1 protein-coding gene is annotated in these 1,892 nt (G+C 32.7%); it reads right to left on the bottom strand.

Annotated elements, in window-relative coordinates:
- Positions 1-322 precede the first annotated feature (322 nt).
- Positions 323-1,753 carry a deoxyribodipyrimidine photo-lyase gene (locus MUW74_RS04040; RefSeq protein ID WP_243519128.1) on the bottom strand — a complete coding sequence of 477 codons (1,431 nt, stop codon included), beginning with the start codon at positions 1,751-1,753 and terminating at the stop codon, positions 323-325.
- Positions 1,754-1,892: the final 139 nt, after the last annotated feature.

The following is a 1,892-nucleotide window of genomic DNA, read 5'->3' as shown; positions in this document are numbered from 1 at the left end:
CTTATGGACTAAAAGAAAAAAAACCTTCTATAAATAATATATATATGACTGATTTACAATAATTATAATCCAGAACTCAGGTGAATAAATTGTTTGTTTAACAAACTTTTATAAAAACATAAAAAAGTTTTTAACTGGAAAATGCTAAATAATAAACAAAAACGCAAATCTAAAAATGATGTTATGAAGCAGTTGTTATAGATTAATGAGTATAATTTTTCTATCGCCTGTCGTATTATTTTTGAGGTTAGTAATTTAGAAACTGGTTGATTGTAAGAAAATTTAGGAAACAGTAAAGTTAAAAGCGATGATTGATTATAAGTTACTGTCCTGCTTTTTTAAAAGTTTCTATAGCCCTTACTCTAGATAACCCATAGTCAACCATAGGGTTAGGATAATGGGGATAAAATTTATGAAAATCTACATTATGGATAACATCTGCAGGTATTGTTTGTAGACTAGGTAAGTATTTTTTCACATACTGCGCATCAGGATCAAATTTCTTTCCTTGGAGGTAAGGATTAAAAATCCGAAAATAAGGCTGTGCATCTGTACCACAAGAACTTGACCATTGCCAACCACCGACATTGGAAGCTAGTTCATAATCCATAAGGTACTGAGCAAAAAAATTTTCACCTTTACGCCAGTCTAACAGCAGATTTTTAGTAAAAAAGCTCGCTACGATCATTCTTGCTCTATTATGCATCCACCCCTCTAACAATAACTGTTTAATGGCTGCATCTACTATAGGATAACCTGTTTGCGCATGAATAAACTTATCATAATCTTCTTGTTTGCTATTCCAAGGTATAGTGCCACGATATTTTTCTTGAAATGCTTGATTCACTGTATTGGGAAAATGATATAAAATATAAGTATAAAACTCACGCCAAATTAATTCATTCACCCAAGTAGTAGCACCTAAATTTGATGCTAGAGCCAATGCTTTTCGATAACATGATCTGATAGATATAAGCCCAAATCTTAAATAAGGAGAGCAAATACTGGTACCATTAAAGTGTAAAAAGTCTCGATTTGCTTTGTAATGGTCTATTTTAGTTTTAAAAAAACTGTTTAAAACATGATGCGCATTTTTAGGATCCCATAAAGCATCTTTTGTATATAGATAGCCAACCTGTTGTAACATTGCTGCTTCTCCTAAGCTTAAGTCAATAGATTGAGCATCTAATGGTGGAGGAATAAATAATCTACCTTCCAATTGATAGGTATATGCTGTTAGTAGCCTATTCTGTGCTAGTGTCCCTTGATTGACTATATGGGTTCTAAAGGCCTGCATATAAGGGGTATATACCTTATATGGCTCGTTATATTTTGTTAAAATTATATCAGGTTTTATTAGCAAATGGTCACAATATAGATGTAGGATACATTGATCCGCTAGTAGGTTTTGAATCTTTCTATCTCGTTCTATATTGGCTGGTTCATAGTCTTGATCGGCATAAATAGCTTGAATTTTTAAAAGTTTAACCAGTTTAGGGATGATCTCCAAAGGCGTGCCATGAAACACACAAAGTTTCCCTGCTAGTTTTTGTAGTTGCTCATTAACTAAACAAAGCGTATTGGCTAAAAAAGAGAGCCGTCGATCATAAGGATTTTGAAATCTCTTTAGAATAGTAGTGTCAAAAATAAAAATTGGTAACACTTTATCTGCATTACGCAATGCAGCAGCAAAAGACTTGTTATCCGCTAGACGCAAATTACGCCGTAGCCAAACGATCGAAACTTTAGACATAAAGATAGCCGTTTACCTAAGTAAAGTTTGTTAAAGCAGAACCTTTAGCAACTTGATTATAGCCTACGAAAGATTTATATGTAGTAGTTGAAATTTAATCTGACAGGCATTAAAAAATTAATGTATATACCTGTCAGTT

Source organism: Candidatus Cardinium sp. cBcalN2, assembly GCF_022810445.1.
In the GTDB taxonomy this organism is placed as follows: Bacteria; Bacteroidota; Bacteroidia; order Cytophagales; family Amoebophilaceae; genus Cardinium.
Note: the sequence above shows the minus strand (reverse complement) of the source record. Positions and strands in the feature narration are given on the sequence as shown.

Excerpts from the sequence above, each read along its gene's own strand:
- MUW74_RS04040 (WP_243519128.1), bottom strand. The coding sequence starts at position 1,753 with ATGTCTAAAGTTTCGATCGTTTGGCTACGGCGTAATTTGCGTCTAGCG.